This window comes from Nocardia concava NBRC 100430, from assembly GCF_000308815.1.
In the GTDB taxonomy this organism is placed as follows: domain Bacteria; phylum Actinomycetota; class Actinomycetes; order Mycobacteriales; family Mycobacteriaceae; genus Nocardia; species Nocardia concava.
Map to the genome: position 1 here is coordinate 145969 of NZ_BAFX01000074.1, position 22895 is coordinate 168863.

Here is a 22895-nt window from a genome sequence, read left to right on the forward strand (position 1 = left end):
AAGGTGCGACGATGCCCCTCCCGTCGACGACGACATTCGACCGACTCCGGACCCTGGTGGCCATCGGCGACCCGCACAACCGGTCGGAACGCCGCATACCGGAGGTGTTCACCGGCCGCGAGCTGGCGACCATTCCGGTCGGCACCGCCGAGGACGTGACCGCCGCGGTCGCGAAAGCTCGTCGCGCCCAGCAGGAATGGGCGCAGCGTCCGATCCGGCAGCGGGCCGCGATCCTGGAACGGTTTCGCACCCTGGTGTTCGAGCACGGCGATGTCGTGCTGGACATGCTGCAGGCCGAATGCGGTAAGTCCCGCGCCTCGGCGCAGGAGGAGCTGCTCGATCTGGCGCTCAACGCGCGATATTACGCTCAACGCGGACCGGATCTGCTCGCGCCCGAGCGCGTTTCGGCCCCGCTGCCCGGGGTGATCAAGACCGTCGTCCGGTACCAGCCCAAGGGTGTGGTCGGCATCATCGCGCCCTGGAACTATCCGATCGCGCTGTCGGTCTCCGATGCCCTGCCCGCACTGCTCGCCGGGAACGGAGTGATCGTCAAACCCGACAGTCAGACGCCGTACAGCACCCTGGCGGCCGTGGAATTGCTGTACCGCGCGGGAATTCCACGCGAGCTGCTCGCCGTGGTGCCCGGTCCCGGGGCGGTGGTCGGATCGGCCTTGATCGAGCAGTGCGACTACCTCATGTTCACCGGCTCCTCGGCGACCGGTCGGCTGCTGGCCGAGCAGTGCGCACGCCGGCTGATCGGCTGCTCGGCCGAGCTCGGCGGCAAGAACCCAATGATCGTCACCGCCGGGGCCGATCTCGACATTGTCGCCAAAGCCGCACTGCGGGCGTGCTTCTCCAACGCCGGGCAGCTGTGCATGGCCATCGAACGCATCTACGTGGAACAGTCCATCGCGGCGCGGTTCCTCGAGCTGTTCGGCCGCTATGCCCGGGGCATGGTCCTCGGCACCGCTTACGACTTCACCGTCGATATGGGTTCGCTCATGTCCGAGGAGCAGCTGAAGACCGTTTCCCGGCACGTCGACGACGCGAAAGCCAAGGGGGCCACCGTGATCGCAGGCGGCAACCCTCGCCCCGATATCGGCCCGCTTTTCTACGAGCCGACCGTGCTGACCGGCGTCACCGACGACATGGACTGTGCCCGGAACGAAACGTTCGGACCGGTGGTCTCGGTCTACCCGGTGCGCGACGTGGCCGAGGCCGTGGCGCGCGCCAACGACAGCGAATTCGGGCTCAATGCCAGCGTGTGGGCGGCCTCGGCTGCGGAAGGTGAGGCCATTGCGGCCCGGATCCGTTGCGGCACCGTCAATGTGGGGGAGGGATACGGTCCCGCCTACGCCACTATCGGCGCACCCATGGGAGGCATGGGATCCTCCGGCCTCGGTCGTCGCCACGGCCCCGATGGATTGCTGAAATACACTGAACCGCAAACCATCTCGACCTCGCGCACCATTGTCGCGGACGCTCGCTTCGGCGTACCCGAGCACATCTGGCGACGTGCGCTCGCGCCCATGGTCCAGTTCGTCCAGCGGATACCGGGGTTCTGAGATGACGGTCGTGGCAATCACCGGCGGAGGACGTAGCATCGGACTCGCGATCGCGCGTCGCCTGGCGCACACGGGCATGCGGGTGGCGATCGGCGATATCGACACCGGCGCAGCCGAATCGGCGGCTGCCGCAATTCCCGGTGCGATCGGGCTGCCCCTCGACGTCTCCGACGCGGCGAGCTTCGAATCGTTCGTGCGGGAGGTCGAACGGACGCTCGGCCCCATCGATATCCTGGTCAACAATGCCGGAATCATGCCGATCGGCGAATTCCTCTCGCACGATGCGGAATTGGCACGGCGTGCGGTGAACGTCAACCTGCACGGCCCGCTCAACGGCATGCGTGCGGTGCTGCCCGGCATGCGCTCGCGCCGTCGCGGCCACATCGTCAATGTCGCGTCCACGGCGGGCTCCCGCGGCATCCCCGGCGGCGTGGTCTATTCGGCCACCAAATTCGCCGTGGTCGGCATGACCGACGCCATCCGGCAGGAATTCGCACCACACGGGATCGCCGTCTCGACCGTCCTGCCATCGTTCACCGATACCGAATTGATCGCGGGCACAACCGGATTGCGTGGCGTGCCGACGGTGCGGCCCGAGGATGTCGCCGATACGGTCGCACGTGTCATCGCACGACGCCGCGCGGTGGCCTTCGTCCCGGGCTTCCTCCGCGGGCTGGTGGGCCTGCAGGCAATCCTGCCGGTGTGGGCCGGTGACCTCGCCGCCCGCTGCTTCGGTGCCGACCGGGTGTTCCTGACCGCAGACCACGGCCGGCGTGCGGCCTACGACGAGCGAATCACCGGGTGATCGACCGTGCCGCCCACGATCTCGAAGTCGCGGGCGGCACGGTCGATCAGGAGTAGAGGTCTTCGATGGCCTCGGCGTAGCGGTCGTTGATCTGCTTGCGCCGCAATTTCATCGTGGGTGTCAGCACGTCGCTGCCCGGCTCCCAGAAGTCGGCGACGATGGTGAACTTCTTGATCTGCTCCACCCGTGACAGTTCGGCGTTGGCCAGTTCGACAGCGCGTTCCACCATGGCCCGGACCCGGGAATCCTTGGCCAGCACGCTGGGATCGTTTGCAAGGCCGTGCTTTTCGGCGAACAGGGCCGCGCTGTCGGAGTCCAGGCTGATGAGCGCGACGTTGTACTTGCGGTTGTCGCCGATGGCGACGGCCTGTCCGATCAACGGGGCGTGCGCCTTCACCCGGTTCTCGATATTGGACGGCGACATGTTCTTGCCACCCGCGCTGATGATCAGCTCCTTCTTGCGGTCGACGATGCGCAGATAGCCGTCGGCGTCGAGCTCGCCGATATCGCCGGTGTGCACCCACCCGTCGGCATCGATGGCTTCCGAGGTCTGCTCGGGCTTGTTCAAGTAGCCCTTCATGACGATCGGGCCGCGCACCAGCACCTCCCCGTCCTCGGCCACCCGCAGCTCCGATCCGGGCACGATCACACCGACGGTGCCCAGCCGCACCCGTCCCGGCGGACACATGGTCGCCATACCCGAGAGTTCGGACATACCCCACGCATCCGACACCGGCACTCCCACACCATTGAAGAACCGCAGCACATCCGCGGAAATGGGAGCGGCGCCGGACACGGCCAGGTTGATCTGGTCCAAGCCCAGAGCGACACGCAGTTTCGACAGGACGAGCGCGTCCGCGATCCGCCACCGCAACTGCAGGTCCCAGGGCAATGGGCGGTCCGACAATCGCGTGTCGGAGGCTTCCCGCCCAACCGCGACGGCCCAGCGCGCCAGCCCGCCCCGCACACCGGTCGCCTCGCCCAGCTTCTCATCGATGGCCGCCTTCAGCTTCTGCCAGACCTGCGGCACCGCGCCGAGAAAGGTCGGGCGGACTTCAACCAGCGCGGGGACGAAATCCTTGCGATCGGCGACCGCGGTGACCTGATTGCCCAGGACCATCAAGGTGTAGAGCGCCGACCAGCGGTCCGCCACATGCGCCGATGGCAGGAACGACAGCACGCGATCCTGCGGGCCCGCCTGCACCAGGCGCTCGGTGCCCTCGACCATCGCCAGCATATTGGCGTGCGTGAGCTGCACACCCTTGGGATCACCGGTGGTTCCGGAGGTATAGATCAGGGTGAGAACGTCATCGGGTTCGACCGCACGCCAAGCATTCTCGAAGTCGAAGTCCGATTCGGGAGCCGCCTCGACCTGCTCCAACGTCGGCAGTTCGCCTGCTTCGCCCGCAGTGCGGACCACGTGCGCCACCGCTGTGGCCTCCCGCGCGGCGGTGATGGCGGGTAGGTATGCCTCGTCGCAAACGACGACCCGTGCCCCGGAATCGCCGAGCACATACCGGATCTGCTCCGGCGACGAGGTGTTGTACACCGAAAACGGTGCCGCCCCGAGATGTTGGAGAGCGACGTCGACGGGATAGAACTCCGGCCGGTTGGCCATCATCAGCGCGACCCTGTCACCCCGCCGCACCCCGAGCGCCGCGAAACCCGCCGCCAGCCGACGCACCCGCTCATCCCACTCACGGAAGCTCAGCGCCACCCCGCCGCCCACCGACCGCACCGCGATCTTGCCGGGATCTCGCTGAACAGTGGCCTGAAAGGCCTCACACATGGTGGCGGCGCGGGACGCATAGGTCTGCGGCATCGCTTACTCCTTCGATCGACGGCGGACTTCTGCCCGCCCTACGATCCGAATTATATGTCGAACAAACTGTTCGATATCAAGCATCTGATGCAACCGAGATCGCCGCGGAGACCGGCGTGACGGCGGTAATGGTCAATTGGCTGGCGGGGGCGATCATGGAGGTGACGATTCGGCGGTCTTAGCCTCGGCGGAGGTGCTCGTGCGGTCGCGTGCGAGTGGATCGGGAGTCGGTGTTGTCTCGCATGCGCACAGTCGTTGTCGCGGTCTGCCTGTCGATTGTCGTGGCCGTGGCGATGTCGCCGGGGACGGCGTCCGCCGCTGGGATCGAGTTCGGGCCTCCGGAGGGTTATCCGGGGGTGGTGCTCAGCGGCGGTGCGGGTCCGAGTGAGTTGGTGGTGGCCGATTTCAACGGTGACGGTCTGCCCGATCTTGCTTCCGGGAATACCATCGCGACCGGGATCTCGTTGTCGCGCAATGCCGGTAATGGCACGTTCGTCGAGGCGGGTGGGGTTGCTACCGGGGCGGATACGCCGTTGGTGGCGGCGGGTGATTTCAACGAGGACGGGCATCAGGATCTGGTGGCGGCGTCGTTTCTCACCTCGTCGTTGTCGGTGTACGCCGGGCATGGCGACTTCACCTTCACACCTGTTGGCAGCTATCCGATTCCGTCCATTCCGTTTCAGCTCGCGGTGGCGGATGTGAATGGTGACGGGCACCAGGACATCATTCTGGTGAACGGCGCACCGGCGCTGGTGACCGTGTTGCTGGGCAATGGTGACGGCACCTTCCGGCCGGGTCCGACCGCGATGCCGGGCGGCCTTTTCGGCTTGACCATGGCCGTCGGCGATCTCGACGGGGACGGCATTCCGGATCTGGCCGTGGCCGATATCGACTTCCGGCTGCGGGTGCTGCTCGGCCGCGGTGACGGCAGCTTCACGGAAGTGGGCTCCTACGGGGTGGGCGGTTTGCCGGAGTACATCGAGATCGGCGATCTCGATCGCGACGGCAACCCGGACCTGGTGGTCGCCAACGCGGCCACCAACGACCTGTCACTGCTCTACGGCACCGGTGGTGGCGGCTTCGAGCCGGAGGTCCGGATGCGTGACCCGCAAGGCGCGCTCCTCGACGCCAAACCCGGTGTGACACTGGCCGATTACGACGGTGACGGCTGGCTCGACATCGCGTCGGTCTCGGATTTCGCCAGCCAGGTGACCATCATGCGCGGGGTCGGCGGCCGGAGATTCGAGGAAGCCGGGCGCTACCAGGTCAGCGACGCGCCGGAGGCGATCCTCTCGGCCGACGTGGACGGTGACGGCGCTCCGGACATCCTCGCCCCGGGCAACGTGCCATTGCACGGACTCGACGTGAAGACCCGAATCTGGCTGCTGCGCAACAAGCGCGTCGGCTAGTCCGGTCAACCGCGGAATACAGAGGGAGAGAACGTATGTCACGTCGCGTTCGTTTCGCGCGGGCGATGCTCGTGCTGGTGTCGTCGCTGACCTTGTCGGCGGCCGTCACGGGGCCGGGCCCGGCGGCTGCCGAGCCGTATCCCGCGCCGGAGCCGCCCGACCCGAGTTATGTGTTGTCCAATTTCCTGACCCTGTTCCAGGGCACGGTGCACGATCTCAACAATCCCGCGATGCTCGACTACTTCGTCAAGGCGAGCATCCTCACCAACACCGGCCGGCTGACATCGCAGTTCGAGGAGCTGACCCGGCCCGAGATCTACCAGACCTCCGACGGGCAGTCGAAGGTGCTGGCCGGCGCCCAGAAGCTGTGGGACACACTGCTGCACACCCCACCGCTGCGGTTGGGTTTTGCGCCGCATCCGGATTACCTGCCGGATTGGAATCATGACGGCAAGTTCGGGCTGGCCGATACGGCCGGGGTGACGCTCATTCCGGCCAGTGCGGACGCCATGGTCGACGACAACTACTACGACCCGGCCTACCAGCAGGCGCAATACCGGTTCCCGTGCCTGCAGCCGGACGGTGCGGTGCTCTACGAGACCACCGACGGTGATTGTGCGGCAGGCGATTCCGGCGCTGACTTCAAGTTCGGCATTGTCGAGAAGGTGAAGATCGTCGACTCGCGAGGTATCCCGCTCGTCGGGAAGGTCTGGCTGCCCGCGGATTTCGACGCCTCATCCGAGAAGAAGTATCCGGTGACCATGGGCATGCCGGGCGCTGCGGAGTCACAGGAACAGGTCGCCATGTACGCGCAGTCTGCTGCCCGTGCGGGCTATCTCACCTTCACTTTCGCTCAGGCCGGTCAGCCCGGAAGTGACGGCAACGCACTGGATCTCGTGCTGCCGCTGGGTTCGGTCGAGGACTGTTTCGCCCCTGGCTCCTGCCGCGATGCCCAGGATATCGTGCGCTGGATCTTCGGTCAGGACATCACCCCGGTGGTGGACCTGGCCAACGAGGCCGCCAATGTGCTCGCCGGACAGAATCCGCGGCTGGTCCGCAGCAATCCCGCCTACGAACCGGTCGGCAACAACCCGCGCAATCAGTGGATCGACAAGCTCGACCTCGAGCATGTGAACTTGTGGGGTCAGTCCGTCGGCTCGATCGGCGTCACCAACTATTTGAACTGGCAGGACAAAGGATTCGGCATCGACGGCCGCCCGCTGCCGCATGTCAGCTCGGTCGTCGGCATGTCGGGCTTCGCCGCCACCACCGCGGCCTCCGCGCCCTTGCAGATGCAGACCGCCGACTTCGACATCCCCGGGTTGTCCGGCTACGGCATCACCAACTTCTATCAGCCGTTCTTCAACCCGACCGACGGCCCGTACGGCACCAAGGACCGCTACGACAACCTGCTGCGTTCGGGCCGCAGCCAAGCCATGCAGGTCATCGCGTATGAGGGTGGCAGCCACGGAGATTCGGTCAACTGGGTCGCCATTCCCCGCAACCTGCGCTCGCCCGCGCTGTCGGTGCACTACTACCTCGACTGGTTCGATTGCTACGGCAAGGCCGATTCCAGCGCCTCCGCCTGCCAGTCGTTGAGCGAACCGGTCAAAGGCCTGTCACGGGCGGTGGCCACCGAATACGCGCCCCAGGGGTCCGCCGGACCCAGCCTGTGCGTCACCGTCCCCGACCGGGCCAGCCTCGCCCAGATCCTGCGCCCGGAAGTGTTTCTCTACAACCTCAACAACAGCCCCGCCAAATACGACTGTCAGCCACAGCGCTGACCTGACCTCACCCTCGAACCGCTCGCCGTCCCGGGCCACCGACGGCGAGCGGTTCGTGTTCTGAAGGTCGGCTGAGGGTTCGGTGCGGTGGCCGGGCTTCCCCGGCTTTGGATGCTATGAAGTTGCCATGAGTATCGGGCGCGGGATGTGGATCATCGGTGCGGTGCTGGCGGTGGCCGTCACAGCGGGATGTGGGGACGGGGCTTCGTCGACATCCGGGGCGACTTCATCGACGTCGAGTGCCGCTGCGATTCCGCCGGTGCTCGGCGCGTCGACGATGGCGGGTGCCGGGTCGACGGTGGAATCGCTGACCGTCGATGGCAAGACGGCCAACTATGTGCTGCATGTCCCGGCCGGCGTGAGTGGTGCGTTGCCGGCGGTGATCGTGCTGCACGGCGGGAACGGCAGCGGCACCCAGATCGAGACCGTGAGCGGGATGTCGGCCGTCGCCGATAGCAGCGGTTTCGTGGCCGCCTATCCGGACGCGACCACACCGAGTGCTATCAAAGCCTTGATCGCGGAACTGGTTTCACAACACGGCGTCGATCCGGCGCGGATCTACCTCAGCGGCATCTCCCACGGCGGCATCGACACCCAGGTGGCGGCCTGCGCGCTCTCGGGGCAACTGGCCGGAATCGCGGTGCTCTCGGCAGGACTGCCCACCCAACTCGAATCGCAGTGCCCGATCGCGAAGCCGCTGCCGGTCATCCTGATTCACGGCACCGCCGATCCCGTGGTGCCCTACGCCGGCGGCACCGTGAACAGCCCGAACGCGACGGAACGCGGCAATGCCACAGTGTTGCTGTCCGCCGTCGATACCCTGAAGTTCTGGCGCGGCAAGGACGGCTGCACCGGTGACACCACCACCGCGCCCGCACCGGGCACCGACGATACGGTCACCCTCACCACCGGCCCCGCCTGCACGGATGGCGTTCAGGCGCAACTGTATTCGGTCCAGGGCGGCGGCCACACCTGGCCGGGCGGTAGCACCACCCAGCAGCAGTACAGCAGTACCCTCGGCCCACTCAACACAACATTCGACGCCAGCAAGACGATCTGGGACTTCTTCGCCACCCAAGCCCACTGAGGCCGGGTCAGGTATCGAAAACGACGCACTACCTGTCCACTGACAACTGGCATGTCAGGTGTCGGGTGACGCCCAGGATGCATACCGGGCGGTATTGTGAGACCATCTGTTCTCAGATACCGGCGGTCGTGGTAGATGCCGTTGGGACCATGTGGAGGAGGCCCTGATGGCAACTGAAGCGAGACGCCAGCAGGACACACGTGGCATCGGGGATCGGAGTCCGGTAGTTCCGGCATTTGGGGATGTGTTGCGGCGCTTGCGTGTTGCGCGGCGTATCTCACGGGAAAGGCTGGCTTTCAATACCGGCGTCAGCGGCAGTTACGTCACGCATCTGGAGAAGGGGCAGCGTGAACATCCCACCAGGGTGGTGGTGGAGGCGTTGATTCGATATCTGGATCATCTGAGTCCGCTGTCGGCTGCGGATCGTCGTCAGTTGTGGGATACGGCCGGGATGGGAACCGACGAAAATCGGTCCCTTGCTGAAATGCGTGCGGCTATTACGCCGGACTTGCTTCTCACGCTTGCCCTGCACGACCCGAAACCTGCGGCCTATATCGATATCTGCGGCAATCTCCTGGCATGGAACTGCGGTTTCGGGGCATCGTTCCCGGGAATCGCGGAGGACGGCAGCATCTTTCGCTGGTTGTTCGGCAATGAGCAGGCTGTGCGCGTGCTGGTGAATTGGAATGCCGATGTGGCGCAGGCTGTGCGGTGGTTGCGCAGTTCGATCGGTCGGATCGGCAGCCTGGGGGAGTATGCCGATCTGCTGGATGAACTACGCGGGTATCCGATGCTCCGGCAGGTATGGGACGAGGGAGAGACCGAGTTCGTTCCCCCGCTGTGGTCCGGGGAATTGCGGGATCCGGAAACCGGTCGTCAGTACCCGGCCCTCGTGCAGTGCGGACGGGTCGCGTCCGCGACGTACCCGGGCCAGCTGATCGGATTGTTCGTTCTGCCTGTGGCATAAGTGAATCCGGCGTCCCTGAGAAGCTGCTGACCGGCGCTGCTTTCATGGGCGCGAATTTCGCGGCCTCGGTCACAGTCCCCGAAGGCCATCACGGATCTGTCCGACGGGATCTGCTCCAATCCGTACGAGTTCGGCGCCTTTGCGATCGCCTGGGGGAGAACCACTTTACGGACCTCGTACCCGCTGCTACTCAATCCGGCACGCACGTGCGACCGGCAACAGATTGTCGACCGCAGACCGACTCAACCAGGCAGGCGCAGGGAGCTGACAAGTGCTCGACCGTTTCCCGTTGGCTCAAGATCCGGAGGTCGCAGGTCACGTGTCATCCCGGCTGTGGGTCGGAATCCTGGCGCACGTTCGCGTGGTTGATGCGGCGGAACCGGTGGGATGCGGTGGGAATTCCAGTGCCATTTTGAGTGCCATTTTGCGGCCGGAATGGTGGGAATCCAAGGGTTTCGGTCGGAACTGGTGGGATTCGTTGGGGCAATGAAATGCCAGGTCAGAACGGGTAGAACCCCCAAGATCGCCAGGTCAGCGAATGATCTTGGGGGTTCTACGAAATGATGAAGAAGGATTGACCGTTTCCGCTGGTCAGCGGGTTGTGAACTGCTGAACTGGGCCCCGGCGTGCCACTTTGGTGCCATTTTGAACGGGTTCAGCAGTTCCAGGACGTCCGCGTTGTCGGCCGCCACCATGCGGCGAATACCCTGGTGAATGTAGTGAGGTTGCGCCGTCGACTTGTTGGCGTCCATGTGTCCGAGCTGGGCGCTGGCCCGCTCGTCACCTCCGGTGACTCCGCATCGAGCTGGCGGCGTCTGAGTTGCTGGTCGTGTATCTCGAGGATTGGAAATTGTTGGGCAGGCCTTGCTTTCGGGCAGGTATGTCGAGATCGGTATCGAATCCGCGGGCTGTTCGCGGACGAAGGTAGGAAACGGGCTAGACCTTCGTCGCGAGCCTTCAGGCCGGTTTGCGGGCCTCGATGAGGAAGCGGGTTGTGGTCGCGACGAACGGGCCGTCGGCTTCGATTTGTTCGTGCAGTTGGCGGAGCCGATCGTGGTATTCGACGACGGTGAAGCCGGGCACCATCCAGATCACCTTCCGCAGGAAGTAGATGACAGCACCGATGTCGAAGAACTCGGTTCGCAGCTGCTCGAAGCGCAGGTCGGCCACCTGCAGACCGGCTGCTTCGGCCTCGCGGCGCGTGTCCTCGGGATGCCGTGCGCGCCGGACGTGGTCGGGTTGTGGTCCCAGGAAGTATTCGACCAGTTCGAAAACGCTTGCCGGACCGACGTGCTGGGAGAAGTAGGTGCCCCCGGGCTGCAGTACGCGGGCGATTTCCGTCCACCACGCTTTCACCGGGTGCCGACTGGTGACCAGGTCGAACGCCGCGTCGGCGAAGGGTAGCGGTGGCTCGTCGGTATCGGCGACGACCACAGCACCCCGCGGGTGTAGCAACTGGGTCGCTTTGGCTACATTCGGCGGCCACGACTCGGTCGCCACCATGGTGCGGGGGAGCGTGGGCACGCCGGCCAGTACCTCGCCGCCGCCGGTCTGGATGTCCAGTGCCGCAGTCGATCCGGCCAACCGCTCACCCATGAGTCGTTGATATCCCCAAGACGGGCGCTGTTCGGTGGCGCGGCCGTTCAACCAGGAGAAGTCCCACCCGGCCACCGACACGGCGTCGGCTTCGGCAACCAGTTCCTCGAAGCTCCGCAACATGTCAGCGATCCTCGCACAGGAATCCGTTGTGAGGCGGCAGGGCCGCAGCCCGTGAGCCGGCGCGGTAGGTGGTCCGTAGGTCGGGATCGAGTCGGTTCAGGATGGACAACAGGACGACTTGCAGGTCGTCGCCGCCGGTGATTAGCCATCCGTGAACTCCGGACGGGGTTTCGAACCGATGAATGGGCCCCTCGTTCTGTACTTTCCGGTAGAAGTCGTGGGGGTCTCGGAAATATGCTTCGTCGAATGTGACGCTGGTGGGTGACATGGTTCCCCGGTTTCCGTGATCTTGGAACACGAAAAGCGCACTATTGCAGTATGACCGACAAGATCGTACGTCAGGAGGAACACGCGCCGACGCCACAGTGGCTGCTTGTCGAGACGTTCGGTGAACTGGACGGTAACTACACAATCGTTGACTGGGGTGGACAACCTGCGAAACCTCCGGCTGATCCGGTGGGTGCACGGATCGCCGGTACCTGATGAGATCGCGTGGCGCAGGAATCGCGGAGAACCGGATCCGGAGGTGCACCCTGACGATCGGCAGCAAATGATCGAAATGGCCCGGGAGCCTTTGGATGGCACTCCCTCCCAACGGCATTGACCGGGAACCCGCGCTCGACCCGATGGCAAGTACCGAAAGAACCTCCGGACCACTTGAGCGACTCCGCAATTCATGAGGATCCGAGACATGCCCCAGCCTTCTCCTGTGGCTGGGGCTGTCTTCCCGCGGATTGCGGGCATCGGAATGGCTTCAGGGGGTTACCGCACGGTCCGTACGGAGTTCGGGCGTTCGGTCCGACAGCGGCGGCAAGACACGACGTGAGTACGTCGATTCCGGGTGCACGGTTACCACGTCCAGCCGCTGCACCAGCGAGCCGGGCGCTTCGCCCTCCTCGAAATGCTCGAGCGACGGCACGAACACCGCTTCCGCGTCCAGACGGGTAGCTTGGGCCTTCAACCGTGCGAACGGTGGCCGACCGCTGGCGGGGTCGTAGACCACGATTTCGGCCAAGTCGTAGCCGTATCGCGCTGCGAGCCTACGTATCTCGCTCTCGTCCCACTGCTGACTCACGCCGGAGACATCAGTGCGCAGGTATCCGAGCGCGGTGGGTGTGTATCGCATGACCGCCCTTTGGTCGTCGTGGCCGTCGATGGCCGTGGAGTCGTGGAGTTGGAGGTAGAAGCCGCCGTAGTCGTCGGCGGAGTCCTGACTGCTGCTCTGGAGTTCCAGTACGCCGCCGGGGAACTGGAACAGTCGCGTACGCGGCACGGCCTCTGGTTCGTCTGGATCGGTCACGGCTGCCCCTGTCATCGCTGGTGAGGCAGTCCGGGGCCGAGACGACTGCACCGCCCCGAACGCATAGACCGACGCTAAGAAGCGTGCAGGTCTCCAAGCCATACCTATGCTGAACTATGCCGAAATTGGCCTATTCCGTGGCTGGTCCGTACTTCCGAGCGGGACAATTGGGATGCGCAAGCATAGTTGCGCCTAGTCCAGATAGGGAGCGTCATCATGTTGTTGAAATTCCTGGGCAAGGGTGGTTCGGGCGATGGTGAATGCCCGTCGCTGTACGTGGCCGACACCAGCACCTACGTCATCGTGGGCTGGAAGACCGATACACCGGGGACGGTAGAGATTCCGCACCTGCTGTTGGGGTTCGCAGAGCCGGATACCTTCGTTGGTGCCACCATGACCGATACCGGCCGAGGAACGTTCCTGGTGTCCGGCGAACCGATCATCAACCATGAGATGGTGGTCCGGCTGGACATGGAGCCCCACGAGACCGCCATCGAAGTGCCCAGGGCTGAGAGGACTTTCTACGGTGTTACTGCGGCAGCCTAGCCCGTGGCCTGAGCTGTTCAGGAAGGCCCAACGCGAGGCATTCCACCTGGAAGTGAGGGACACCTACTCCGTGCCTGCCGAATCAGAACCGTTGCGGCGGTTCTTGAACGGTGAACCACCGATACCGGAGTACGGCAAGCGGCCGTGGACAGAGCTTGTTCAGGAGACCGTCAGCCGGGGTGTGCGAGTTACTCGCGTCCGGGTAGTAACCGAGCCGCACTCGGACTATCAGCGTTGGCTGCTGTCCATCACAGCGAGCAATGTCGAGGCAGGAGAAGACATTCGGTACCTGCCCCGTCACCTTGCCCGAGACGTGCCATCGGATGACTGGTGGCTGTTCGACGACGCCACCGTGGGTTTCAATCTGGTGGATAACGACGGGAAGCCCGCTGGTGCAGCAATCACCACAGACCCCGGCATTGCTGCGTACTGCCGAAGCGTGAAGGAAATGCTCTGGCAATCCGCGTCGCCCTTCCGGGAATACACGGGCGAAGTTTGATCGGTGGGTGATTCGGTACAGCAACAGCGCGAAGCGCTCGGGGAACGCCTCCGGGCGCTTCGCCAGTCCGCCGGTCTCAGCGGTAGCGAGCTTGCTCGTCGGGCGGGCTGGCATCAGACCAGGGTCCCCAAGATCGAGTACGGCAAGACCAAGCCCTCGGTGGTCGATATTCAGCTCTGGTGCAAGCTCACCGGGGCTGAGGGTGAATTACCGGACCTGGTTGCGTCGCTGCGGAACATAGACGCCGCTTACCGGGAGTGGCGTCGGACCCTCAGTGGTGGGACCAAGCAGAAACAGCACGAGATTCTGCGCCTGATGCAGCAGGCTAACGTGATTCGGGTGTATCAGCCGTCTCTGATACCTGGACTACTTCAGACCGCCGAATACGCTGCGGCGATACTGCGGAGGTCCATCAGGTTCCACGGGATACCTGACGACCTGGATGAGGGGGTAGCTAAACGCATTGAGCGGCAACAGGTTCTATACAAGGGTGACCGCAGGTTTCATCTGCTGATGGGTGAGCAAGCCCTGTACAACAACGTCGGTGGAGACTCGGTTATGAGAGGACAGCTAGACCGGCTGATTGCGGCAATGGGGTTGCCGCGAGTCACGTTCGGGATTGTCCCCATGGGTACCGAACTTCCGATGCAGCTGACCAACTTCGTCATGTTCGATGAGCGACGGGTTACCGTCGAAGGGATTACCGCAGAGTTGACGATCACCCAGCCACGAGAAATCAAGCTGTACCACCGGACGTTCGATGTCTTGGCGGGTCAGTCCGTGACCGGAGAAGTCGCACGGGAGTTGGTTTTCGAGGCCGCCAACAGGCGAACCGACCGGCGCAAGAGGTAGTCGGGCCACGAGGCACTGGCCGTGTAGGTTCCGTCGACATGCCGGATCGTGAACGCGTTCTTCAAATCGCCGGCCTCGGTCGCGGCGGATGGCCGATTCGCCGACGTTGCGTGACGGCCCGGGATGTGGGGTGATCTCCAGTTATGGCCGAGGCCCCGCCCGGAATGCTTCCGGGGCGAGGCCTCAGGTTGAAAAGAGCTGCCAGGAGCTACTTTTCAGACGTTTCCAACGCTCGGTCAGACCGACTTGTTGAAGGCCTTGGCCTCGCGGCGGCGGCGGTGGAGGATGGGCTCGGTGTAGCCGTTGGGCTGGGTGGTGCCCTCGAGGACCAGTTCCTTCGCCGCCTGGAAGGCGATGGAGGCGTTGAAGTCCGGAGCCATCGGGAAGTAGGACGCGTCGCCCGCGTTCTGGCGGTCGACGACCGGGGCCATGCGCTCCAGGGAGGCGATGACGTCGGCCTCGGAGACGATGCCGTGGCGCAGCCAGTTGGCCATCAGCTGGGAGGAGATGCGCAGGGTGGCGCGGTCCTCCATGAGGCCGATGTCCTTGATGTCGGGCACCTTCGAGCAGCCGACGCCCTGGTCGATCCAGCGGACCACGTAGCCGAGGATGCCCTGGGAGTTGTTGTCCAGCTCCTGCTGGATCTCCTCGGGCGACCAGTTGGTGTCGGGGGCCAGCGGGATCTCGAGGATCTCGTCGACGGTGGCGCGCGGGCCGCCCTTGGCGATCTCGGCCTGCCGCTTGAACACGTCCACCAGGTGGTAGTGGGTGGCGTGCAGGGTGGCGGCGGTCGGGGACGGGACCCACGCGGTGTTGGCGCCCGACTTCGGGTGGCCGATCTTCTGGACCAGCATCTCGGCCATCAGATCCGGCATGGCCCACATGCCCTTGCCGATCTGCGCCTTGCCGGGCAGACCGGTGGCCAGACCGGTGTCGACGTTCCAGTCCTCGTAGGACTTGATCCACTGCTGGGCCTTCATCTCGGCCTTGCGGACCATCGGCCCGGCCTCCATGGAGGTGTGGATCTCGTCGCCGGTGCGGTCCAGGAAGCCGGTGTTGATGAAGACCACGCGGTCCTTGGCGGCGAAGATGGACGCCTTCAGGTTCACCGTGGTGCGGCGCTCCTCGTCCATGATGCCGACCTTGAGGGTGTTGGCGGGCACGCCGACGACCTCTTCGATGCGGCCGAACAGCTCGTTGGTGAAGGCCACCTCGTCCGGGCCGTGCATCTTCGGCTTCACGATGTAGATCGAGCCGGTGCGGGTGTTCTTGAGCTCGGTGTCTCCGTTGAGGGCGTGCTTGGCGATCAGGACGGTGATCAGGCCGTCCATGATGCCCTCGGGAACCTCGTTGCCCTGCGCGTCGATGATCGCGTCGGAGGTCATCAGGTGACCCACATTGCGCACGAACAGCAGCGAACGGCCGTGCAGCACAAGCTCACTGCCGTCGAGGGCGGTGTACACGCGGTCCGGGTTCATGGTGCGGGTGAAGGTCTTGCCGACCTTGGTCACCTTCTCGGCCAGCGTGCCCTTCATCAGGCCCAGCCAGTTGTGGTAGCAGAGGACCTTGTCCTCGGCGTCCACGGCCGCGACCGAGTCCTCGAAGTCCATGATCGTGGTGACCGCGGACTCCAGCACCACGTCCTTGACGCCCGCGGTGTCGGTGGAACCGATCGGGGAGGACGGGTCGACCTGGATCTCGATGTGCAGGCCGTTGTGCTTGAGCAGGATCGAGGTCGGGTTGGCCGGATCGCCCAGGTAGCCGACGAGCGCATCGTTGTCGGCCAAGCCGATCTCGGTGCCGTCCTCGAGGCCGACGACCAGCTCGCCGTCCTCGATCGAGTACTTGGTGGAGCCGACGTGCGAGCCGGTGATCAGCGGCACCGCGTCGTCGAGGAAGTTGCGCGCCCACTCGATGACCTTGTCACCGCGGACCTTGTTGTAGCCGCTGCCCTTCTCCGCTCCATTGGCCTCGGAGATGGCATCGGTGCCGTACAGCGCGTCGTAGAGCGAACCCCAGCGCGCGTTGGCGGCATTGATGGCGAAGCGGGCGTTCATCACCGGCACGACCAGCTGCGGTCCCGCCTGGGTGGCGATTTCGGCGTCCACGTTCTCGGTTCCGATTTCGAAATCGGCCGGTTCGGGACGGAGATAGCCGATCTCGGTGAGGAACTGCTTGTAGGCAGCCTTGTCGTAGCCTGCGCCCGGGTTCGCGCGGTGCCACTCGTCGATCTTGGCTTGGATGTCGTCGCGTTCTGCGAGCAGGGCTCGGTTGCGAGGGGCGAGGTCGTTGATGACGGCCTCGGCACCCGACCAGAACGCGGCGGAATCAACACCGGTGCCGGGGAGGGCCTCGTTCTCCACGAAATCGTGGAGCACCTTGGCAACCTGCAGCCCGCCGACCTGAATCCGCTCTGTCATCTACTGCCTCATTTCGAGAAGCCGGGTGGAAAAAGTACGGGCGTCATATTACTCGCGGTTACCGGGCGGTATTTCACGGCCTCGGGGTTGGGGCCTCGCACGATGGGTCTTGATTGTATCGATCGGTACATTTAATGTACTGGTTGGAACATTTTTTGGCGGCTCGTCGCGAAGGTGCGATTCATGGGAAATCCCTTGTCCGGCAAGGTCTCTGTGGTAACGGGCGGCAGTCGCGGGCTGGGCCGGGAGATGGTCCTGGCGCTCGCTGAGGCGGGCTCGGATGTCGTCATCGCCAGCCGCAAGCTCGACGCGTGTGAGGAATTAGCCTCCGACGTGCGTGCCAAGACCGGGCGACGGGCGCTGCCGGTGGCCTGCAACGTGGGGGATTGGGCGCAGTGCGAGGCGCTCGCCGAGGCGGCTTACGGCGAGTTCGGCGCGGTGGACGTGCTCATCAACAATGCCGGGATGTCGCTGCTCTATCCCAGCTTGGACCAGGTTTCCGAGGCCATGTTCGACAAGGTGATCGCCACCAATCTGAAGGGGCCGTTCCGGCTCTCGGCCCTGTTCGGGTCGCGCATGGCCGCGGCGGGCGGGGGATCGATCGTAAATATATCTTCGGTGGAGGCCGTGCATCCGGAACCGACGGCGGTGCCCTATGCCGCCGCGAAGGCCGGACTCGAGGCGCTGACCATGGGTTTCGCTCAGACGTACGGACCGGCCGTGCGGGTGAACACGATTCGCTGCGGGGCCTTCGGCACCGATATCGCCAAGGCCTGGCCCGCGGGGCTGGCCGAAGAGTTGGCCCGCCACACCGCGCTCGGCCGCATCGGCGCACCCGCCGACATCGTCGGGGCCGCACTGTTCTTCGCCTCGGACGCCTCGGCCTACTGCACCGGTTCGACACTCGCCCTGGACGGCGGGATCCGTTGACCGCCCCCGCCCGCAAGCGCGGCCGCCCGCCCGCCTCGGCCTCCGGCCCGGGGGAGACCCGGGAGCGGATCATGGCCGCCGCGCTGGAGCTATTCTCGGAGAAGGGCTTCCACGGCACCGGCGTCGCCGAGATCGGGGACCGGGCCGATGTGCAGCGCGGCGCGCTGTACTACCACATCGGCTCCAAAGAAGAACTGCTGTGGGAGATCCTCGCCGAGTACACCCGGCTCATGCTGGCCGAGGCCGAACTCATCGCGAGCGGCTCGGACTATCCGGTCACCAAGCTGCGCAAGCTGATCCACTCGCATGTGCGCCTCATCATCGAGAACCGCCGCGCCGTCGCGATCCAGCTGCGTGACGTCACCGCGCTCAGCGGCGAACGGGCGCGCGAACTGCAGGAGCTGCGCGACCGCATCCAAGCCCTGTGGCAGAGCGTCATCGACGCGGGCAAGGCTTCGGGCGTGCTGCGCACCGCCGACCACGTCGTCACCAACAGCGTGCTCGGCATGCTCAATTCGGTGACCTTCTGGTACCGCGCCGACGGGCAGCACACCCCCGACGAGATCGCCGGCATTCTCTGCACCACCGTCCTGGACGGACTCATCCAACCGCGCAAGAGCACGAAAGGCTGATCATGGCTTGGGATTTCGAGACGGACCCGGAGTACCAGAAGAAGCTGGACTGGGTCGCGGAGTTCGTCAGGACCGAGGTGGAACCCCTGGACCTGATCTACCCCAACCCGTATGACCGCACCAATCCGGAGATTCGTGCGCTCATGAAGCCGCTGCAGGAGAAGGTGAAAGAGCAGGAGCTGTGGGCCTGCCACCTGGGGCCCGAACTCGGCGGCCCCGGTTACGGGCAGCTGAAGCTGGCGCTGCTCAACGAGGTACTGGGCACCTCGCAGTGGGCCCCGCTCGTCTTCGGCTGTCAGGCACCGGATTCCGGCAATGCGGAGATCCTCGCCCACTTCGGCACGCCCGAGCAGAAGGCGAAGTACCTGCGGCCCTTGCTCGATGGTGAGATCGGCTCCTGCTACGTCATGACCGAGCCCACCGGAGGTTCCGACCCGACGTCCTTCCAGACTCGGGCGGTCCGCGACGGTGACGAGTGGGTCATCAATGGGGAGAAGTGGTTCAACTCCGCCGCCGAATTCGCGACCTTCCATATCGTCATGGCGGTCACCGACCCGGACGCGCCGCCGCACCAGCGGCTTTCCATGTTCATCGTGCCCGCGGACACACCCGGCGTCGAGGTCGTGAAGAACTTCACCGTCCCCGGCTTCAGCGAACACGAAGGCCACCTGCGTTTCTCGAACGTCCGCATTCCGGCTGATTCGCTCCTCGGCGCGGAGGGCCTCGGCTTCATCGTCGCTCAGACCCGCCTCGGCGGCGGCCGCGTCCACCACGCCATGCGCACGGTCGCGTTGGTGCGCAAGGCCTTCGACATGATGTGCGAGCGCGCAGTCTCCCGCCCCATGGGCAAGGGCGTCCTCGGCGGCAAGCAACTGACCCAGGAAAAGATCGCCGAATCCTGGATCGAGATGGAGCAGTTCCGGCTGCTGGTGCTGCGCACCGCGTGGCGCATCGACAAGGAACAGGACTACCGCAAGGTCCGCCACGACATCGCCGCCATCAAGGTCGCCATGCCGAAGGTCATGCACGACATCGCCCAGCGCGCAATGCATCTACACGGCGCCCTCGGCGTGAGCACCGACCTCCCGTTCACCGACATGATGACCTACGCCCAGATCATGGCCATCGCCGACGGACCGACCGAAGTCCACAAGATCACCCTGGCCAAGGAGGTCCTCAAGACCTACGCCCCGGCGGATCCGGTGTACCCCAGCGGTTACCGCCCGGCCCTGCGCGAGAAGGCCCGCGAATTGGTAGCCACCCGCCTCGAACACACCATCGCCAACCTCTAACCGTTTCCGTCGAGCGGCGCATCCTGGAGGCGAATTCCGGACTATCCAGGCAAATCCCCTCCAGGATGTGCAGCTCGACGGTTAGAGGGTTTTCGGCTCGATCCAGAGGGCCTCGGCGAGGGCGCACAGGTCGCCGTCCGGGGTCGAAAGGGCCACGCCGACAGTGTGTTTGCGGCCGTCGCGGTGCAGGACCCAGGCGTGGGAGATGTAGTCGGCTCCGGCCAGGATGGGGGCCGTTTGGGTGGCGGTGAGGGCGGCGGTGAAGGTGCCGCGGCCCATGCCGGAGAAGATGAATCCGGCCAGGCCGCCGGGGCAGTCGAGGGCGGCCCAGACGATTTCCGGTGGGAGTTCGCCGTTCTCGTCGGCGAGGGCGGTGTCGGGGGTCCAGGCGGCCGCCATCACCTCACGGCCGGGAATCCGCCAGGGGAACAGTCGCAAGCCCCGGCCCGGCTCGCACGCCTCGCCGCAGCCGTAGCAGTCGGTGATAGTGCGACCCGGGTACGACAGCCGCGTTTCGACCGCTTCTTTCGCCTCGGACCAGGACGGGGTGGGGATCGGGTCGATCGTGAGCGTGGCGGTGCTCGCCTCGACCAGCACGGTGTCGTCGAGGGAGGTGAAGGCGGCGCGGCCGGATTCGGGTCGCGACAGCTGGAACGGGGTGCCCACCATGACCGGGCTGCGGAAGTCGACGCGCACGGTCTCGGCGTCGGCGTGCGGCGCGAGTAGGCCCGCGATGTAGCCGCCGAACACGATGTCCGGGTAGCCGTGGATGTGTTCGGGGAGGGTGAGCGCTTCCGCCTGGGTCATGGTGAAGGTCAACCTTTCCCGGCCTGGCGGCCGATCTACACGATCGACGATACCCAGCGGCCGTACCCGTGGTCTCGTGAGATTTCGCACCTCAGGACAGGGGTTGCGCTCCCCGCTGGGCCAGCATGATGGTCATCAGCCCGGCCTCCTGGGATTGGGCGGAGATCATGCCGCGCGCGGATTCCTTCACCGGGCCCGAGGCGATGAGCTGATCGGCCGCCTTCGCCATGGCCGCGCCGCCGCGATGGTGGCGCAGCATGAGCTGCAGGAACAGGATCTCGGCGTCCTTGCCCTTCGCGGCGGCCAGCGAGTCGAGCTCCGCCTGGGTGGCCATGCCCGGCATCGAGGTGCCGTTCGCGCTGGTCATGGTCATCGAATGATCGTGCGCGGCATCGGTGTTCATCCACGCCATCGGATGCTTGGAATCGGGTGAGGCATTGGCCAGGCGCAGCCAGCCGAGCATGGTGCCGATCTCCATGCGCTGGGTGTCGCCGATCTGCTGGGCCAGCTGCCGCACCGTCGGGTCGACGCCGGAATCCAAGCGCTGCACCATGATCAGCGCCTGCTCGTGGTGAGACGACATGTCCTGGGTGAAGCCGATCTCGACCTGGCTGAGAACCGTTGTCGCGGAATGGTTCTCGGAGAACACGACCGGGCGCAGCAGCATCCCGGCCGCGATCAGCGCGAGGGCGAGCACGACGGCCACGAGCGGCCGCCGGACCCGATCGCCCAGGCGGGCAGTCGTTGTGCCCTCGGGTTCAGCGTCTTCCGTCACGAGCCGACCACGGACTGCTGATCGGCGGGTGGCGTGTACACGTCGTCGGCGAGCTGCAACACCATGAAGCCGTTGTCATTACAGGTGGCCCACAGCTGGCTGCCGTGCCACTCCGGCGGCGAGAAGCACCAGTCGCTGGACAGGTCGCCGAAGGCCACCATGCCGGTCCGCGCCGACAGCGCCTGGGTCGGATCGAACTTGCCCTCCAGGATGGCCCGGGCCGCCGACGGGAACTCCATGGCGGGCACGCCGATAATCGAGGCCAGCGCGTGCGGGGAGTTCCACAGCTCCAGGTTGCGGCCCTTGCGCGCGGGCGGATTGAAATAGCCGATCTCCTTGGCGTGGAACGGATCCCGCACATCGAAGACGCGGATCCCGGCCTCCTCCCAGGCGCAGGCCAGCGCGGTCGGGTTGGTCGGGCGGTCCGCGGCGCAGTAGTGCGCGTCGTAGGAGAACACCGACCCGCCCATGGCCGAGGCCATCGCCGAATCCTGGTTCTCCGGCAGGTTGATCTCCAGCTTGATCTTGGTCGCCACGAACGGATTCGTCTCGTCGGAGATGTCGATGAGCTTCACCCCGCCCGCGCCGCCCTCGTCCACGGTGAACAGGTACGGCTTGCCGTCATAGGTGACCGGAATGCTGTGCTGGGTCGCCCAGCCATCTGTCCAGAAGACCCGGCCCAGGTGCGCGACCTGCGGATTCGGATCGCGGCGCTGCACAGCGCTGATGTCGAGCACGGTGAATCCGGCCAGCGCGGACAGGTACATGCGGTTGCCGTCCGGGCTGATCCCGAAGCCGTGCGCCTCGATCCCGGTGAGGCCCTGCCAGATCACGTGGGGATTGGTCGGATCGGTGAGATCGACGGCGCTGACGAAACCGGGCGCGATGCCCGAGGCCCAGTAGGTCCGGCCGTCCGGCGAGAAACCGCCCTCGTGCGTCGTGATCGGCAGCGGCATCAGCAGATTCGTGCCCGCGCCTTGGTTCAGCAGCCGGGGATGCGCGCAGTCGGAGATGTCGTAGACCGACAGGTATCCCGCACCCTCGCCGACCGGAACACCGGTGCCCACCAGCAGTTTCCGCTCAGCGTTGACCTTGAGCGACTCCCAGGTCCCGGCCAGCATGGCCGGTTCGGTGAGGCTCCCGGTCACCACCGGATTCGCCGGATCGGAGACATCGAGCACCTGCACGCCCTGCGAGGGCCCGAGGATATTGCCCGGGAACAGCGATCCCGTGTACGAGCAATGGTCATAGGTCGTCGAGGTGATGCCCGCGCCCTTGCCGACATACCCGCCGACGAACGACAGATTGCAGCGATACCCCAGCGTGCTGCGCCCGCTGTTGCGGTCGTCGGCCGGAACATCGCCCTGCAGACCGTTTTCCGGCAACGCGTCCGCGCCGCAGTCCGCGCGCGGCACCGAGGTCCGCCCGACATCCAGGAACTGCTGCACCTGATTCGCGAGATCGTCCTGCAGATCCGCGGACGCACCGTGCATCGGCAGCACGGCCGCCCCCAGCAGCGTCACCGCCAGCACCGCCGCCGGCTTGGACCGGCGCATGCGCGTGAACCGCCTCATCGCGGTACCCCCGTCTTCGTTTCGAGCACAAGCACGGTGACCGGCCGCACATCAGGATGGCGGCTGTGGTCACGGTTACGTCTCGAAACGCTAACCCATAAACTGACCGG

Annotated in this window: 20 protein-coding genes; 13 read left to right on the forward strand and 7 right to left on the reverse strand. The window is 65.3% G+C overall.

The features are described from left to right. The first annotated feature begins 11 nt into the window (after positions 1-11). Both ON43_RS15085 and ON43_RS15090 read left to right on the forward strand, forming a co-directional pair. Positions 12-1565, forward strand: coding sequence for a succinic semialdehyde dehydrogenase (locus ON43_RS15085; RefSeq protein WP_040807937.1), 1554 nt, complete (start codon positions 12-14; stop codon positions 1563-1565). Between the two features lies 1 nt (position 1566). Then, a complete protein-coding gene (locus ON43_RS15090; RefSeq protein WP_040807939.1) occupies positions 1567-2370 on the forward strand; it encodes an SDR family oxidoreductase in 804 nt (267 codons plus the stop codon). A 46-nt stretch (positions 2371-2416) separates the two neighbouring features. On the opposite strand, the gene ON43_RS15095 is transcribed toward ON43_RS15090, so the two are convergent. Further along, positions 2417-4192 (reverse strand): AMP-dependent synthetase/ligase, encoded by a 1776-nt coding sequence (locus ON43_RS15095; RefSeq protein WP_040807941.1) that lies wholly within the window; start codon positions 4190-4192, stop codon positions 2417-2419. Positions 4193-4434: 242 nt separating this feature from the next. On the opposite strand from ON43_RS15095, the gene ON43_RS42510 reads away from it, so the two are divergent. From ON43_RS42510 to ON43_RS15115, 4 genes are all read left to right on the forward strand, one after another. Continuing rightward, on the forward strand, positions 4435-5601 hold the full coding sequence (locus ON43_RS42510) for an FG-GAP repeat domain-containing protein (protein ID WP_051178469.1): 1167 nt from the start codon (positions 4435-4437) through the stop codon (positions 5599-5601). A gap of 35 nt (positions 5602-5636) precedes the next feature. Next, positions 5637-7385 carry an alpha/beta hydrolase family protein gene (locus ON43_RS15105; RefSeq protein WP_157514042.1) on the forward strand — a complete coding sequence of 583 codons (1749 nt, stop codon included), beginning with the start codon at positions 5637-5639 and terminating at the stop codon, positions 7383-7385. A gap of 127 nt (positions 7386-7512) precedes the next feature. Next, positions 7513-8472: a CE1 family esterase gene (locus ON43_RS15110; RefSeq protein ID WP_083913429.1), complete on the forward strand. Its 960-nt coding sequence runs from the start codon at positions 7513-7515 to the stop codon at positions 8470-8472. Between the two features lie 166 nt (positions 8473-8638). Further along, complete coding sequence (locus ON43_RS15115; RefSeq protein WP_157514043.1) at positions 8639-9439, forward strand: MmyB family transcriptional regulator; 801 nt, start codon at positions 8639-8641, stop codon at positions 9437-9439. Positions 9440-10396: 957 nt separating this feature from the next. On the opposite strand, the gene ON43_RS15120 is transcribed toward ON43_RS15115, so the two are convergent. Next, positions 10397-11158: a class I SAM-dependent methyltransferase gene (locus tag ON43_RS15120; RefSeq protein WP_040807946.1), complete on the reverse strand. Its 762-nt coding sequence runs from the start codon at positions 11156-11158 to the stop codon at positions 10397-10399. Between the two features lie 318 nt (positions 11159-11476). On the opposite strand from ON43_RS15120, the gene ON43_RS44820 reads away from it, so the two are divergent. Then, the gene (locus ON43_RS44820) at positions 11477-11641 is read left to right on the forward strand and encodes a hypothetical protein (protein ID WP_157514044.1); all 165 of its coding nucleotides are present in this window, start codon (positions 11477-11479) and stop codon (positions 11639-11641) included. Between the two features lie 271 nt (positions 11642-11912). On the opposite strand, the gene ON43_RS15130 is transcribed toward ON43_RS44820, so the two are convergent. Next, positions 11913-12458: a hypothetical protein gene (locus ON43_RS15130; RefSeq protein ID WP_245568597.1), complete on the reverse strand. Its 546-nt coding sequence runs from the start codon at positions 12456-12458 to the stop codon at positions 11913-11915. Positions 12459-12674: 216 nt separating this feature from the next. On the opposite strand from ON43_RS15130, the gene ON43_RS15135 reads away from it, so the two are divergent. The 3 genes from ON43_RS15135 to ON43_RS15145 are packed head-to-tail and all read left to right on the forward strand — an operon-like array spanning position 12675 to position 14355. Next, on the forward strand, positions 12675-13004 hold the full coding sequence (locus ON43_RS15135) for a hypothetical protein (RefSeq protein WP_040808163.1): 330 nt from the start codon (positions 12675-12677) through the stop codon (positions 13002-13004). Further along, positions 12985-13503, forward strand: coding sequence for a DUF6879 family protein (locus ON43_RS15140; RefSeq protein ID WP_040807949.1), 519 nt, complete (start codon positions 12985-12987; stop codon positions 13501-13503). Before ON43_RS15135 ends, ON43_RS15140 begins: the two co-directional genes overlap by 20 nt. Before the next feature lie 3 nt (positions 13504-13506). Further along, complete coding sequence (locus ON43_RS15145; protein WP_040807950.1) at positions 13507-14355, forward strand: helix-turn-helix domain-containing protein; 849 nt, start codon at positions 13507-13509, stop codon at positions 14353-14355. A gap of 236 nt (positions 14356-14591) precedes the next feature. Here the strand turns inward: ON43_RS15145 and ON43_RS15150 are convergent, their stop codons facing one another. Next, on the reverse strand, positions 14592-16775 hold the full coding sequence (locus tag ON43_RS15150; RefSeq protein ID WP_040807952.1) for a malate synthase G: 2184 nt from the start codon (positions 16773-16775) through the stop codon (positions 14592-14594). Between the two features lie 183 nt (positions 16776-16958). On the opposite strand from ON43_RS15150, the gene ON43_RS15155 reads away from it, so the two are divergent. The 3 genes from ON43_RS15155 (at position 16959) to ON43_RS15165 (ending at position 19629) form a co-directional block, all read left to right on the forward strand. Continuing rightward, positions 16959-17705 (forward strand): SDR family NAD(P)-dependent oxidoreductase, encoded by a 747-nt coding sequence (locus ON43_RS15155; RefSeq protein WP_040807953.1) that lies wholly within the window; start codon positions 16959-16961, stop codon positions 17703-17705. 71 nt (positions 17706-17776) lie between these two features. Further along, entirely contained in the window at positions 17777-18337 is a 561-nt protein-coding gene (locus ON43_RS15160) for a TetR/AcrR family transcriptional regulator (RefSeq protein ID WP_083913448.1), read from the forward strand. 2 nt (positions 18338-18339) lie between these two features. After that, the gene (locus ON43_RS15165; RefSeq protein ID WP_040807955.1) at positions 18340-19629 is read left to right on the forward strand and encodes an acyl-CoA dehydrogenase family protein; all 1290 of its coding nucleotides are present in this window, start codon (positions 18340-18342) and stop codon (positions 19627-19629) included. A gap of 81 nt (positions 19630-19710) precedes the next feature. Here the strand turns inward: ON43_RS15165 and ON43_RS15170 are convergent, their stop codons facing one another. From ON43_RS15170 to ON43_RS15180, 3 genes are all read right to left on the reverse strand, one after another. Continuing rightward, positions 19711-20436 (reverse strand): hotdog fold domain-containing protein, encoded by a 726-nt coding sequence (locus ON43_RS15170; protein WP_040808166.1) that lies wholly within the window; start codon positions 20434-20436, stop codon positions 19711-19713. A 91-nt stretch (positions 20437-20527) separates the two neighbouring features. Further along, complete coding sequence (locus ON43_RS15175; RefSeq protein ID WP_083913449.1) at positions 20528-21103, reverse strand: DUF305 domain-containing protein; 576 nt, start codon at positions 21101-21103, stop codon at positions 20528-20530. A gap of 104 nt (positions 21104-21207) precedes the next feature. Beyond that, positions 21208-22785, reverse strand: coding sequence for an LVIVD repeat-containing protein (locus ON43_RS15180; protein ID WP_040807959.1), 1578 nt, complete (start codon positions 22783-22785; stop codon positions 21208-21210). Positions 22786-22895 lie beyond the last annotated feature (110 nt).